This window comes from Streptomyces sp. NPDC038135, from assembly GCF_055601245.1.
Window position 1 is genome coordinate 621,497 of record NZ_JBVJXS010000005.1, and the last position, 14,691, is coordinate 636,187.

The window sequence follows — 14,691 nt, forward strand, 5'->3', positions numbered from 1 at the left end:
TCGACGGGGTTGGCCGATCTTGGCCAACCCCGTCACATCCGTGTCCCGCCCCCGCTCATCCGGCCTCGGGGTCGCCCTTCGTGTACGTCAGACGCTCCACGGCGCCCGGCCGGAAGTCGTCCTGGATCTTCTTGCCGTTCACGTACAGCTCGATCGCGCCGGCGTCGCCGAGGATCAGATTGATCTTGGCGCTGTCCTGGAAGGTCTTGGACTCGCCCTTGTTGAGCAGCCCGTCGAAGAGCATGTGGCCGTTGTGGTCCTTGGCCGAGATCCAGCTGCGCCCGTTCGGCGCGCTGACCCGGACGGTGACCTTGTCCTGGGGCGCGGCGGCGATCGCGCTGTCGGACGGCTCGGACGACGGCGCGGCGGGCTTGTCCTTCTTGGTCGTGGGCGCGGACGACTTGCTGGGCTTGGCCGAGGCCCCCTCGGCGACCTGCGACTTGGCGTCGTTGCCGCTGTCGCCGCCCTTGAAGGCGGTGAACCCGACGAATCCGACGACGGCGACGATCGCGGCGACCATGGCCGCGGTCCAGTTGGGCCCCCGGCGCTCGGGACGGATGCGTTCCGCCTCGAACATCGGCGCGGCCGGGGTGGGCGCGGGCCGTCCGCCGTGCTCGGCGTCGTACTGGGCGATCAGCGGGGCGGGGTCGAGACGCACGGCCCTGGCCAGCGTGCGGATGTGCCCGCGCGCGTAGACGTCACCGCCGCAGGGGGCGTAGTCGTCCGCCTCGATGGCGTGCACGATGGCGATACGGACACGGGTGGCGCTGCTGACGTCGTCGACCGTGAGGCCGGCCGCGATGCGCGCCTGCCGCAGGGCACGGCCGACGGAGGGACGGGCTTCCTCGGACACGTCGTGGAACGGACGCTCGTCTTCAGGGGAGTTGCCGATGGACACGGGGGCGCCTTTCGAGCGTGTGAGCCACCTGTGCTGGAGGTTCAGTCTAGGCGGGTACGAAAGGGTGGGGCGACCGGGCGGGAGGTGTTTGTACGCCATCGGTATGGCCCGACAACCCGATGGTGGGACAGACACATACCCCAGGACGGGATCCGTACCGGTCCTTTCGCTCAACTTGACGTACGACGAGGGGAAACGGTTGCCCGCCGCTCCCTAACGGGTGGATCACGGCGCTGCCGCCACCCGGCGTAACACCGACACGCCGGGCGGCCCGCCGTCCTAACCGTCCGACTCCCCACGGATCAGCGCGAGTACGCCGTCCAGCTCGTCGGGTTTCACGAGAACGTCACGCGCCTTCGAACCCTCGCTCGGTCCCACGATGTTGCGGGACTCCATCAGGTCCATGAGCCGTCCCGCCTTGGCGAAGCCGACCCGGAGCTTGCGCTGCAGCATGGACGTCGACCCGAACTGGGTGGAGACGACCAGCTCGGCGGCCTGGCACAGCAGGTCGAGGTCGTCGCCGATGTCCTCGTCGATCTCCTTCTTCTGCTTGGTGCCCACGGTGACGTCGTCGCGGAAGACGGGCGCCATCTGGTCCTTGCAGTGCTGCACGACGAGCGCGACCTCGGCCTCGGTCACGAACGCGCCCTGCATACGCGTCGGCTTGTTCGCGCCCATCGGCAGGAAGAGGCCGTCGCCCTTGCCGATCAGCTTCTCGGCGCCGGGCTGGTCGAGGATGACCCGGGAGTCGGCGAGCGAGGAGGTGGCGAACGCCAGCCGGGAGGGCACGTTCGCCTTGATGAGGCCGGTGACCACGTCGACCGACGGGCGCTGGGTGGCGAGCACCAGGTGGATGCCGGCCGCGCGCGCGAGCTGGGTGATGCGCACGATGGCGTCCTCGACGTCCCGCGGGGCGACCATCATCAGGTCGGCCAGCTCGTCCACGATCACCAGCAGGTACGGGTACGGCTGGAGCTCGCGCTCGCTGCCCTCCGGCGGCTTGACCTTGCCCTCGCGGACGGCGCGGTTGAAGTCGTCGATGTGCCGGTAGCCGTAGGCGGCGAGGTCGTCGTAGCGCAGGTCCATCTCGCGCACCACCCACTGCAGGGCCTCGGCGGCCCGCTTGGGGTTGGTGATGATCGGCGTGATCAGGTGCGGGATGCCCTCGTAGGCCGTCAGTTCCACGCGCTTGGGGTCGACGAGGATCATCCGGACGTCCTCCGGGGTCGCCCGCATCATGATCGAGGTGATCAGGCAGTTGATGCAGGACGACTTGCCGGAGCCGGTGGCGCCCGCCACCAGCATGTGCGGCATCTTCGCCAGCGAGTGCATCACGTACCCGCCCTCGACGTCCTTGCCGAAGGCGACCAGCATCGGGTCGTCGTCCTCGGCGGACTCCGCCAGGCGCAGCACGTCGCCGAGGTTGACCATCTCCCGGTCGGTGTTCGGGATCTCGATGCCGACCGCCGACTTGCCGGGGATGGGGCTGATGATCCGCACGTCGGGGCTGGCGACGGCGTACGCGATGTTCTTCGTCAGCGCGGTGATCCGCTCGACCTTCACGGCGGGACCGAGCTCGACCTCGTAGCGGGTGACCGTCGGACCGCGGGTGAAGCCGGTGACGGCCGCGTCGACCTTGAACTCGGTGAAGACCTGGGTGAGCGAGGCGACGACCGCGTCGTTGGCCGCGCTGCGCGCCTTGCCGGGGCCGCCCCGGGTGAGCAGGTCCAGCGACGGGAGCGCGTAGGTGATGTCGCCGGAGAGCTGGAGCTGCTCAGCGCGCGCGGGCAGGTCGCGGGGCTCCTCGGGGGCCTTCTTGGTCAGGTCGGGGACGCCGCCGGAGGACAGCCTCTCCTGCTTCGGTCGGGCGGACGGGACCGGCGTCGGGGCGGGCGCCGGATCCGGCGTGGGCACCGGGGTGGTGTCCTCGCGCTCGCCCACGCTGACGCCCTGGGTGAGGTCGGCGACGACCGGGGACGGCGGCATGCCGTGCATGACGGCGCCGTCGAGCGCGGCCGCGGCGGCCGACGCGACGTCCACGGCGTCCATCCGGCGGCGCGGATCGGGCTGCGGCACCGCGGAGCGCCGCGGGCGGCCGCGGCGCTGCGAGAGCGCGTCCTCCTCGGCTCCCTCGGGGTCGTACGCCCGCGGGGCGCTCCGGCGTCCGCGGGGGCGCGCGGGCAGCGCCTCACGCCACTGTTCGTCGTAGCGCTCGTCGTCCCCGGCGACCTCGAACTCCTGCGGGTCGGACAGCAGGCCCAGGCGCACGCCCAGCGCGCGCAGGCGCTGCGGAATGGCGTTGACCGGTGTCGCGGTCACCACGAGCAGCCCGAAGACCGTCAGCAGCACCAGCAGCGGTACGGCGAGCACCGCGGTCATGGTGTACGTCAGCGGGGTCGCCGCCGCCCAGCCGATGAGGCCGCCGGCGTCCCTTATGGCCTCCATGCCGGAGCTGCGGGCGGGCGCGCCGCACGCGATGTGCACCTGCCCGAGGATGCCGATGACCAGGGCGGACAGGCCGATCACGATCCGGCCGTTGGCCTCCGGCTGCTCCGGGTGCCGCATGAAGCGGACGGCGATCACCGCGAGCAGTATCGGCACCAGCAGATCGAGCCGCCCGAAGGCGCCGGTGACCAGGATCTCCACCAGGTCCCCGACGGGGCCGCGCAGGTCGGCCCAGGTACCGGCGGCGACGATCAGCGCGAGAGCGAAGAGCAGCAGCGCGACCCCGTCCTTGCGGTGGGCCGGGTCGAGGTTCTTCGCGCCCTGTCCTATGCCGCGGAAGACGGCGCCGACGGCGTGCGCGAGGCCGAGCCAGAGGGCGCGCACGAGTCGGTACACGCCCCCCGTGGGGCTCGGAGCCGGCCTGGGCGGCGCGGCCTTCTTGACCGGAGGCCTTCTGGCGGGCGCCTTCTTGGCCGGGGCCTTCTTGGCGGCGGCCTTACGTGCCGCAGCCTTCGCTGGAGCGGCCGCCTTCTTGGCGGGCGGCTTCTTGGCTGCGGAGGGACGTGAGGCCATGGGTGTGAGATTACCGGGGGAGACGACAGCGGACACGTGTGCCCACTGCTTCACCCGTTCGTGTCGCCCTTTCCGAGGCGCGGAACTGACGCACGCTCATGGGCAACTGCCTTCCCGGCGGTGGTCAGTTCTGCGTCGGCACCGACTGGCTGCCGCTGCCCGCGCCCGGCTCCAGGGCGTCCAGCGCCCGCCGCAGCCCCGTCAGTTTCCGCTCCAGATGGGCGGCCGTGGCCACCGCGGCGGCGTCCGCCGACTCGTCGTCAAGCTGCTTCGACAGCGCCTCGGCCTGCTCCTCGACGGCCGCCAGACGCGCCGAGAGTTCGGCGAGCAGCCCCGCGGACTCCTTGCCGCCGACCGCGCTCTTGCCGCCGCCCTCCAACTGCAGCCGCAGCAGCGCCGCCTGCTCGCGCAGCTGGCAGTTCTTCATGTACAGCTCGACGAACACCGAGACCTTCGCCCGCAGCACCCATGGATCGAACGGCTTGGAGATGTAGTCCACCGCGCCGGCCGCGTAGCCGCGGAAGGTGTGGTGCGGGCCGTGGTTGATCGCGGTGAGGAAGATGATCGGGATGTCCCGGGTCCGCTCGCGCCGCTTGATGTGCGCGGCGGTCTCGAATCCGTCCATGCCCGGCATCTGGACATCCAGCAGGATGACCGCGAAATCGTCCGTGAGCAGTGCCTTGAGCGCTTCCTCCCCGGACGATGCCCGCACCAGCGTCTGATCGAGCGCAGAGAGGATGGCCTCCAGCGCCAGCAGATTCTCCGGCCGGTCATCGACCAGGAGGATCTTGGCCTTCTGCACCATGGCCCGCCCTCCTCGCCCCGGCGGTACACCGGGCGCCGCCCCAGGGGACGACTCCCTTTCGCCGCCCGTCCTTGTGCCGGTCATCGTAGCCGCACCCTGCCCGTCGCCACACCCTGTCACCGCGATGTCACTGTGCACACAACGGAAACGCCGTGAGCGACCTGAAGGTTCCCGGAATCCGGGATTCCCACACGGCCCGGCGCCCCGCACTCCGACAACTCCCCGTGCACACCCAAGGTTCCCGCTCCGTTCACATGCACTCCCGAGGATCCGTCACCGACGCCCCATGTACTGCCGCATGACCTCCAGCAGATGGTCCGGATCGACCGGCTTCGTCACGTAGTCGGAGGCGCCCGACTCGATCGCCTTCTCCCGGTCGCCCTTCATCGCCTTCGCGGTCAGCGCGATGATCGGCAGCCCGGCGAACTGCGGCATCCTGCGGATCGCCGTGGTCGTCGCGTACCCGTCCATCTCCGGCATCATGATGTCCATCAGCACCACCGCCACGTCGTCGTGCTGCTCCAGCACCTCGATGCCCTCACGGCCGTTCTCCGCGTACAGCACCGACAGCCCGTGCTGCTCCAGCACGCTGGTGAGCGCGAACACGTTGCGGATGTCGTCGTCGACGATCAGCACCTTCTCGCCACCGAACCGTACCGCGCGGGCCGGCAGCGGCGTGGTCTCCTGCTCGGCGACCGTGGTCCACTGCTCCGGCCGGTTCTCCGGCGGCGGCAGGCTCCGGCGGCGGCGCCTGAAGAGCGCGGCCGCCCCGTTCTGCGTCTCCCGGTACGACTTCACCTCCGCCGGCGTCTCGATCTCCGCCGCCGACAGGTCACCGTCCGGCCGGCCCTCGGAGGCGAGCAGTTCTCCGGCCTCCAGCGCCTGCACGGACTGCTGGTAGCCCTGCGGCGGCAACTCGCTCGGGTGCACCGGCAGGTACAGCGTGAACGTCGAACCGCGGCCCGGCTCGCTCTGTGCGTAGATCTCACCGCCGAGCAGCTGCGCGATCTCCCGCGAGATCGACAGACCGAGACCCGTGCCGCCGTACTTGCGGCTGGTCGTGCCGTCCGCCTGCTTGAACGCCTCGAAGATCACCCGCATCTTGCTGGCCGCGATGCCGATCCCGGTGTCGGTCACCGAGAACGCGATCAGGCCGGCGTCCGGGTCGGTCAGCGAACCGGCCTCCAGCATCTGCTCCCGGATGATCTGCGGGACGTCGGCGCCGGCCGGCCGGATCACCAGTTCCACCGAACCGGAGTCGGTGAACTTCACCGCGTTGGACAGCAGGTTGCGCAGCACCTGCAGCAGCCGCTGCTCGTCGGTGTGCAGGGTGGCCGGCAGCTCCGGGGAGACCCGCACGGACAGGTCCAGGCCCTTCTCCGCGGTCAGCGGCCGGAAGGTCGCCTCCACGTAGTCCACGAGCTGGACGAGCGCGATGCGCGTCGGGGAGACGTCCATCTTGCCCGCCTCGACCTTCGACAGGTCCAGGATGTCGTTGATCAGCTGCAGCAGGTCGGAACCGGCGCCGTGGATCGTCTCCGCGAACTCGACCTGCTTCGGGGAGAGGTTGCCCTCGGCGTTGTCGGCGAGCAGCTTGGCCAGAATCAGCAGGGAGTTGAGCGGCGTACGCAGCTCGTGCGACATGTTGGCGAGGAACTCGCTCTTGTAGCGCATCGACACCGCGAGCTGCTCGGCACGCTCCTCCAGGACCTGCCGCGCCTCCTCGATCTCGGTGTTCTTCACCTCGATGTCCCGGTTCTGCCGGGCGAGCAGCTCGGCCTTCTCCTCCAGTTCGGCGTTGGACGCCTGCAGCGCCTTCTGCCGGTTCTCCAGCTCGGCCGACCGCTCCCGCAGCTGCTCGGTCAGCTCCTGCGACTGCTTCAGCAGCAGCTCGGTCTTGGTGTTCACCGAGATGGTGTTGACGCTGGTCGCGATCATCTCGGCGATCTGGTTGAGGAAGTCCTTCTGGATCTGCGTGAACGGCGTGAACGACGCCAGCTCGATCACGCCGAGCACCTTGCCCTCGAACAGCACCGGCAGCACGATCACCTGCGCCGGCGGGGCCTCGCCGAGCCCCGAGGAGATCTTCAGATAGCCGCTGGGCGCGTTCTCCACCAGGATCGTGCGCTTCTCCTGGGCGGCCGTGCCGATCAGCCCCTCACCCGGCCGGAACGACGCCGGCATGGAGCCCATCGAGTAGCCGTACGAGCCGAGCATCCGCAGCTCGTAGTTGTCCTCGGCGTCGGCGCCGAGGTCCTGGCCCTCCATGAGCGGCATCGTCAGGAAGAACACGCCGTGCTGCGCGGACACCACCGGCGTCAGCTCGCTCATGATCAGCGAGGCCACGTCCGCCAGGTCCCGGCGGCCCTGCATCAGCGCGGAGATACGGGCCAGATTGCCCTTCAGCCAGTCCTGCTCCTTGTTGGCGATCGTGGTGTCGCGCAGGTTGGCGATCATCTTGTTGATGTAGTCCTGCAGCTCCTGGATCTCGCCGGAGGCGTCGACGTCGATCTTCAGGTTCAGGTCGCCGCGGGTCACCGCGGTCGCCACGCGCGCGATGGCGCGCACCTGCCGGGTCAGGTTCCCGGCCATCTCGTTCACCGACTCCGTCAGGTCCCGCCAGGTGCCGTCGACGTCACGCACGCGTGCCTGACCGCCGAGCTGCCCCTCCGTACCCACCTCGCGGGCCACCCGGGTGACCTCCTCGGCGAAGCTGGAGAGCTGGTCCACCATCGTGTTGATCGTCGTCTTCAGCTCGAGGATCTCGCCGCGGGCGTCGATGTCGATCTTCTTGGTCAGGTCGCCCTTGGCGATGGCCGTGGTGACCATGGCGATGTTCCGCACCTGGCCGGTCAGGTTCGACGCCATCTGGTTCACGGACTCGGTGAGGTCCTTCCAGGTGCCGGCCACACCGGGCACGTGCGCCTGGCCGCCCAGGATGCCGTCCGTGCCCACCTCACGGGCCACCTTGGTGACCTGGTCGGCGAACGAACTCAGCGTCCGCACCATGGTGTTGAAGGTGTCGGCGAGCTGCGCGACCTCACCGCTCGCCTCGATGGTCACCTGCCGCGTCAGGTCACCGTTGGCGACCGCGGCCGCCACCTGGGAGATGTTCCGCACCTGCATGGTCAGGTTGTTGGCCATCAGGTTGACGTTGTTGCTCAGGTCCTTCCAGATGCCCGTGACACCCGGAACGTGCGCCTGCCCGCCCAGGATGCCCTCGGTGCCCACCTCGCGGGCCACCCGGGTCACCTGCTCGGCGAAGCTGGAGAGCTGGTCCACCATCGTGTTGACCGTCGTGACGAGTTCGAGGATCTCGCCCTTCGCGTCGACGGTGATCTTCTTCGACAGATCGCCCTTGGCGACGGCCGTCGTGACCTCGGCGATGTTGCGCACCTGGATGGTCAGGTTGTTCGCCATGAAGTTCACGGACTGCGTGAGGTCCTTCCAGGTGCCCGAGACACCCTGGACCTCCGCCTGACCGCCCAGCATGCCCTCGGTGCCCACCTCACGGGCCACACGCGTGACCTCCTGGGCGAACGACGACAGCTGGTCCACCATCGTGTTCAGGGTGTTCTTCAGCTCCAGGATCTCCCCGCGCGCGTCCACGGTGATCTTCTGGGAGAGGTCACCGCGCGCCACCGCCGTGGCCACCTGGGCGATGTTGCGCACCTGGGCGGTGAGGTTGCCGGCCATGCCGTTCACCGAGTCCGTCAGGTCCCGCCACACCCCGGCCACGCCCGGCACCTGCGCCTGACCGCCGAGGCGGCCCTCGGTGCCCACGTCCCGGGCCACCCGGGTCACCTGGTCGGCGAAGGCGGAGAGCTGGTCGACCATCGTGTTGATGGTGTTCTTCAGCTCCAGGATCTCCCCGCGCGCGTCGACGTCGATCTTCTGCGAGAGGTCACCGCGCGCCACGGCCGTCGTCACCTGCGCGATGTTGCGCACCTGACCCGTCAGATTGGACGCCATCGAGTTGACGGAGTCGGTGAGCTCCTTCCAGGTGCCCGACACCCCGTCCACCCGGGCCTGGCCGCCGAGCCGGCCCTCGGTGCCCACGTCCCGGGCCATCCGCGTCACCTGGTCGGCGAAGCTCGACAGCTGGTCCACCATCGTGTTCACGGTGTTCTTCAGCTGGAGCATCTCACCGGAGACGTCCACCGTGACCTTCTGCGACAGGTCGCCGTTGGCCACCGCCGTCGTCACCTGGGCGATGTTGCGCACCTGGCCGGTCAGGTTGCGGAACGCCGTGTTGACGGAGTCCGTCAGGTCCTTCCAGGTGCCGGCCGCGCCCGGCACCTGCGCCTGACCGCCCAGCTCGCCCTCGACGCCGACCTCCCGGGCGACCCGGGTCACCTCGGCGCCGAACGCGGAGAGCTGGTCCACCATCGTGTTGACGGTGTTCTTCAGCTCCAGCATCTCGCCGGCCACGTCAACCGTGACCTTCTGCGACAGGTCGCCGCTGGCCACCGCCGTCGTCACCGCGGCGATGTCCCGCACCTGCGTCGTCAGGTTCCGGAACACCGTGTTGACGGAGTCCGTCAGGTCCTTCCAGGTACCGGCGACACCCGGCACCGTCGCCTGCCCGCCCAGCCGGCCCTCGGCGCCGACCTCGTTGGCCACGCGCGTGACCTCGTCCGCGAAGATCCGCAGCGTCTCGGTCATCTGGTTGATCGTCTCGGCGAGCTGCGCGACCTCGCCCCGCGCCGGGACCGTCACCTTCTGCGACAGATCACCGTTGGCCACGGCCGTGGTCACCTGGGCGATCCCGCGCACCTGGGCCGTCAGATTGCCGGCCATCAGGTTCACCGAATCGGTGAGTTCCTTCCACGTACCGTCCACACCCGGCACGTGCGCCTGACCACCGAGGATGCCGTCGGTGCCGACCTCCCGCGCGACCCGCGTCACCTCCGAGGAGAACGCGGAGAGCTGGTCCACCATCGTGTTGACGGTGTTCTTCAGCTCCAGCATCTCGCCGGCCACGTGAACGGTGACCTTCCGCGACAGATCGCCCTTGGCGACCGCGGTCGTCACCAGGGCGATGTCCCGCACCTGGGCCGTCAGCCGGGACGCCATCGTGTTGACGGAGTCCGTGAGGTCCTTCCAGGAACCGGACAGCCCGCGCACCCGGGCCTGGCCGCCGAGCTTGCCCTCGGTGCCGACCTCGCTGGCCACGCGCGTGACCTCGTCGGTGAACGTCGAGAGCTGGTCGACCAGGTTGTTGACGGTGCGGCCGACCTTCAGGAACTCGCCCCGCAGGGGATGCCCGGTGCCGTCCGGCGCCTGCGTGCGCAGATCCATCCGCGGCGACAGGTCGCCCTCCGCGACCCCGGTCAGGACCCGGCTGACCTCCGAGACGGGCCACACCAGGTCGTCGACCAGCGCGTTGGAGTTGTCGACGGCGGTCGCCCACGATCCCTCGCAGGCCCCCGTCTCCAGCCGTTCCGTGAGTTTTCCCTCACGCCCCACCATGCGCCGCACCCGCGACAGCTCACCGGTCAGGTGCAGGTTGCGGTCGGCCACCTCGTTGAAGACGGCGGCGATCTCCGACATCACGCCGTCCCCGGACACCGTGAGCCTCTTGCGGAAGTTCCCGTCCCGCATGGCGGCCAGGGCCGCCAGCAACCGGTTCAGGGCAGCCGTGTCCACGGCGGTGGTGCCGCCGCCCCTGCCCAGGGACTGTCCGCCCTTCGCGCGCGCCTTCGTGCCCCGCGTCGCTGCGCCAGACTCCACTGTGTCCCTCCCGAAGGGGTAGACCGTTACCGCTGTGCTCGGTCACATCGGCCCGGTGTGCCGTCCCCGGCATACCGGCTTGCTTCCGCGTACCCGTTACCGCTCGGTATTTCCGCCGTATGAGTTCCGGACACACCAAGGGCTGCTGCCCACCGTGCGGGGAACACATTCGAACCGACCGGACCCTCATCGGAAGCCTGCCCAGTGTTTCACCCCGGCCCAACCAGGCCATAACAGTTCGGCAGCTTCGCACATCGTCCGCACACACCCTGGGGGGTTAAACAACGGCGACCGGCATCCGCTCGGACGGCGAAGGTAAGTAACCTTGCATGCGGCTGTCCAGCCGCACCGGTCCGTCCGGCCTGGGCGGTGGCACCAGAACGAGCGGGCATCGGAGGGGCGGCCGCAGAACATGACCACCGGACTGATCCCCGGGGAGCAATCCCCGGAGCCACGGCCGACGGGCGAGCTGATGCCGCAGCAGCGGCGCGAGCCGGCCGGCCCCGCAGCCCTGTCCGCCGACAACAGGCCGAGGAGTTTCGTGATCACCGCCCGCGCGGCCGCCAGCTTCGAGCCCGTCGGACGATCGGTGGCGACCGCCCGGTCCTTCGTCCGCGACACCCTCCAGGGCTGGGGTTTCGCCGACATCATCGACGACGCGGTGGTCCTCACCAGCGAACTCGTGACCAACGCGGTGGTGCACGCCGGCACGCACGCCGAGGTGCTGTGCCTGCGCACCGAGGACGGCGTACGCATCGAGGTCTCGGACCGCTACCCCGAGCGCGAGCTGCCCGTGCAGAGCGCCCACGCCGCGATGGGCAGCCCCGACCGCGAGGGCGGCCGCGGCCTGCAGCTGTGCGCGGCCCTGGCGGCCCGCTGGGGCGTGGACTACACCCCCACCCACAAGAGCGTCTGGTTCCAGCTCGACCTGCCCGAACGACCGGTCGGCACCCGCGCCGCCGGCCCCTCGCTCCCCGCCGACCTGCTCCCGCTGGCCGACGGCAGGATCCGCGTCGCGGTCCTCCAGGTCGACCGGAAGGGCTCCATCAGCGCCTGGAACGAGGACGCGGAGGAGCTGTTCGGCCACCTGGCGAGCGAGGTCGTCGGCAAGCCCCTCACCGACCTCGCGGCCTGGCCGCACACCCCGGGCACCGGCACCGGCATCGCCGAGGCCCTGCGGCTCTCCCGCTGGGAGGGCAGCTACGGCATCCGCCGCGCCGACGGCCGGGTGGCCCCGGTGTACGCCTCCCACCTCCGGGTCCGCGACACCGGCGGCGAGCCGTCCACCGTGTGTCTCCTGGTCCGCGATCACGAGCGCGCCGTCCTGCAGACGCCGTTGCGCGGCCCCGCAACCGACCAGACGTCGGCCTCCGACGGGCAGAGCACCGACCCGTTCGAGGTCTTCATCGGCTCCCCCGCCCCCGACGACCTGGACGGCCTGCTGCAGCGCACCGTCGAGCGGGCGCGCGACATGCTCGACGGCGACTCCGCGTTCCTGCTGCTCGCCACCGACGACGAGACCGAGCTCGAGGTACGCGCCTCCACCGGCCTGCCCTCCGCCCGCCAGCGCTTCGCCCGCGTGCCCGTCGAGGCCGGCCCCGGCCGCTACGGCTCCGCGCGCATGCCCGCCGTCCATGACGACCTCACCGCCGTCCCCGGAGCGGTGCCGCTGCTGTCCGGCACCGGCATGCGTTCGGTGGTCACGGTCCCGCTGAAGGTCGAGGGCCGGCTCACCGGCTCCCTCGGTGTCGCCGCCGAGGCGCCCGGCCGGTACTCGAACGAGGAGGCGCTGCGCCTGCAGTTCGCCGCCGACCGCATCGCCCTGGCCGTCGAGTCGGCCCGGCTGGGCGAGCTGGAGCGGCTGCGCCGCGGCTCCCTGAGCTTCCTGGTGGAGGCCTCCGACCTGCTGGCCGGCACCCTGGACCGCGACCAGACCCTGGCCCTGATGGCGCAGATGACGGTGCCGACCCTCGCGACCTGGTGCGCGGTCTACACGATCGCCGACCAGGCCTCGGAGCCGTACCTGTCGTACGTGCTGCACGAGGACGAGGACCTCATCGACGGCATCAAGTCGCTGCTGTCGAAGGTCCCGGCGCCCGACCCGGTGCCGACGCCCGGCGCCCGGATCTGGTCCGCGCCCGGCGAGGTCGCCCACCAGGCGGCCCTACGCAGCTCCATGCGCAGCCTCGGACTGGCCGGCGGCCCCACGCACCAGGTCGCCTCCGGCATCGGCCCGACCCTGGCCACGGCCTCCGCGGTCGGCGGCGAGACGGTCGTCCTGCCACTCGTCGCCCGCAACCGCGTCATCGGCATGCTGACCCTCGGCAAGCCGACCGACGAGCACTTCCGGCAGGAAATCCTGGAACTGGCCGAGGACTTGTCCCGCCGAGCCGCGCTCGCCCTGGACAACGCCCGCCTGTACTCGGAGCGCACGGCCATCAGCCAGTCCCTCCAGCGCAGCCTGCTCCCGCCCGGCCTGCCGCACATCGACGGCGTCGAGGTCGAGGTCATCTACCGCGCGGCCGGCGAGGGCAACGAGGTCGGCGGCGACTTCTACGACCTCTTCCCCATCGGCAACGGCGCCTACGGCTTCGCCATCGGCGACGTCTGCGGCACGGGCCCCAACGCGGCCGCGGTCACCGGTCTCGCCCGGCACGCGCTGCGCCTGCTGGCCCGGGAGGGCCTCTCCGGCCCCGCGGTGCTGGAGAGGCTGAACTCGGCCATCCTCGACGAGGGCGACCGCAGCCGCTTCCTGACGCTGCTCTACGGCGAGATGCGGCCGCAGGAGGACGGCAGCGCCGAGCTGAAGGTGGTCTGCGCCGGTCATCCGCTTCCGCTGCGCCTGCGGCAGGACGGCACGGTGGTCCCGTTCGCCGAACCCCAGCCGCTGCTCGGCGTCATCGAGGACCTGGAGCTGTACGAGGAGACGGTCACCCTCGACCCGGGTGACGTCCTGCTCTGCGTCACGGACGGCGTCACCGAACGCCGTGAGGGCACCCGCATGCTGGGCGACGACGGCCTCGCTGACGTCCTCACCACGTGCACGGGCCTCACGGCGGGCGCGGTGGCCGCGCGCATCATGCGTGCGGTGGAACGCTTCGCCTCGGACGCCCCGTCCGACGACATGGCGATTCTGGCGATGCGCGTCCCGGAGCCCCACCAGGAGGCATGAAAAAGGCCCCGCCCGAATGGGCGGGGCCTTTCTGTCGGAGCCCCCAAACGGAATCGAACCGTTGACCTTCTCCTTACCATGGAGACGCTCTACCGACTGAGCTATAGGGGCCTGTCGCTTTCGAGGTTTCCCTCGCGGCAACAAGAAAACCATACCCTGAACAGGCCCGAGTTCCCAAACTCGTTCGGCTTGCGGTCAGAAGGCGGGCTGGAGCAGTCCGCCGAGTGCGTTGCAGGCGGAGACGGTCCGCTGCATCTCCCGCTTGGTGAGCGAGGCGTCCACCGGCAGGGCGAGGGTCTCGTCCGCGGCCCGCTCGGTCTCCGGCAGCGTGACACAGCGCCTGAACTCCGGCAGCCGGTGCACGGGCGTCTTCACGGGGACGCGGCACTGGATTCCCTTGTTCCGCAGGGCGCGGGCGAAGGCGTCGCGGTCCGGCCGGCCGTTGCCCGGCACCCGCACCACGTACTGCTGGTAGGTGTGCCCGGGACCCCCGTCCGGTGTCCGCACACCCTTCAACTTGGCGTCCAGGTAGGCGGCCCGCTCCCGGCGCTGCGCCATCTCGTCGTACGGCGCCTCGGACTCCCCCTGCTCCAGCACCAGCAGCCCGTGCCGCTGCCCGAGCTCGTGCAACCGCGCGACGTCCGCGCGCCGTCCGAAGCGGTGCACGACAACTATGCTCGCCGTGCGCGGAGTTATGGCCGCTTCCACGGCCGACGCGTCGAGGCAGTAGCCGGCCGGATCTATGTCCGCGAACACCGGGAGCGCACCCGCCAGGGTGACGGCCTCGGCCACTTCGACGTTCCCGAAGGCCGGTACGACGACCTCGTCACCGGCTCCGACGCCGGCCGCCCTGAGCATTGCAGCAGTACCCATGGCTCCGATGCTGGGCGTGGAACGTGAACTCGAAGTTACGCACAACAGAAAAGGGTTGGACCCCGAACCGAAGTTCGGGGTCCAACCCTTTCAAAATTTGTTCGGCGGCGTCCTACTCTCCCACAGGGTCCCCCCTGCAGTACCATCGGCGCTGTGAGGCTTAGCTTCCGGGTTCGGAATGTAACCGGGCGT

At 70.2% G+C, this 14,691-nt stretch carries 6 protein-coding genes, 1 tRNA gene and 1 rRNA gene; 1 reads left to right on the forward strand and 7 read right to left on the reverse strand.

Translation table 11 applies throughout. The features are described 5' to 3' along the window. Positions 1 to 55 precede the first annotated feature (55 nt). The 4 genes from ACZ7JA_RS17470 to ACZ7JA_RS17485 all read right to left on the reverse strand — a co-directional run bounded on the left by ACZ7JA_RS17470 (position 56) and on the right by ACZ7JA_RS17485 (position 10,454). Positions 56 to 898 carry a helix-turn-helix domain-containing protein gene (locus ACZ7JA_RS17470; RefSeq protein ID WP_351669696.1) on the reverse strand — a complete coding sequence of 281 codons (843 nt, stop codon included), beginning with the start codon at positions 896 to 898 and terminating at the stop codon, positions 56 to 58. A gap of 279 nt (positions 899 to 1,177) precedes the next feature. Next, the gene (locus tag ACZ7JA_RS17475) at positions 1,178 to 3,916 is read right to left on the reverse strand and encodes a DNA translocase FtsK (RefSeq protein WP_450742957.1); all 2,739 of its coding nucleotides are present in this window, start codon (positions 3,914 to 3,916) and stop codon (positions 1,178 to 1,180) included. A 124-nt stretch (positions 3,917 to 4,040) separates the two neighbouring features. Next, positions 4,041 to 4,721 carry a response regulator gene (locus ACZ7JA_RS17480; RefSeq protein ID WP_351669702.1) on the reverse strand — a complete coding sequence of 227 codons (681 nt, stop codon included), beginning with the start codon at positions 4,719 to 4,721 and terminating at the stop codon, positions 4,041 to 4,043. A gap of 273 nt (positions 4,722 to 4,994) precedes the next feature. Continuing rightward, positions 4,995 to 10,454, reverse strand: coding sequence for a HAMP domain-containing protein (locus ACZ7JA_RS17485; RefSeq protein WP_351669705.1), 5,460 nt, complete (start codon positions 10,452 to 10,454; stop codon positions 4,995 to 4,997). Positions 10,455 to 10,866: 412 nt separating this feature from the next. Between ACZ7JA_RS17485 and ACZ7JA_RS17490 the strand changes: the two genes are divergently transcribed. Further along, positions 10,867 to 13,626, forward strand: coding sequence for a SpoIIE family protein phosphatase (locus ACZ7JA_RS17490; protein ID WP_351669707.1), 2,760 nt, complete (start codon positions 10,867 to 10,869; stop codon positions 13,624 to 13,626). Between the two features lie 38 nt (positions 13,627 to 13,664). Here ACZ7JA_RS17490 and ACZ7JA_RS17495 read toward each other — a convergent pair. The 3 genes from ACZ7JA_RS17495 to rrf form a co-directional block, all read right to left on the reverse strand. Further along, positions 13,665 to 13,737: transfer RNA gene (locus tag ACZ7JA_RS17495), tRNA-Thr, on the reverse strand. Positions 13,738 to 13,821: 84 nt separating this feature from the next. Then, positions 13,822 to 14,484: a DegT/DnrJ/EryC1/StrS family aminotransferase gene (locus ACZ7JA_RS17500; protein WP_470809021.1), complete on the reverse strand. Its 663-nt coding sequence runs from the start codon at positions 14,482 to 14,484 to the stop codon at positions 13,822 to 13,824. 114 nt (positions 14,485 to 14,598) lie between these two features. After that, a 5S ribosomal RNA gene (rrf, locus tag ACZ7JA_RS17505) occupies positions 14,599 to 14,691 on the reverse strand; the annotation flags it as partial.

Excerpts from the sequence above, each read along its gene's own strand:
- ACZ7JA_RS17480 (WP_351669702.1), bottom strand. The coding sequence starts at position 4,721 with ATGGTGCAGAAGGCCAAGATCCTCCTGGTCGATGACCGGCCGGAGAAT.
- ACZ7JA_RS17490 (WP_351669707.1), top strand. The coding sequence starts at position 10,867 with ATGACCACCGGACTGATCCCCGGGGAGCAATCCCCGGAGCCACGGCCG.
- ACZ7JA_RS17500 (WP_470809021.1), bottom strand. The coding sequence starts at position 14,484 with ATGCTCAGGGCGGCCGGCGTCGGAGCCGGTGACGAGGTCGTCGTACCG.
- ACZ7JA_RS17475 (WP_450742957.1), bottom strand. The coding sequence starts at position 3,916 with ATGGCCTCACGTCCCTCCGCAGCCAAGAAGCCGCCCGCCAAGAAGGCG.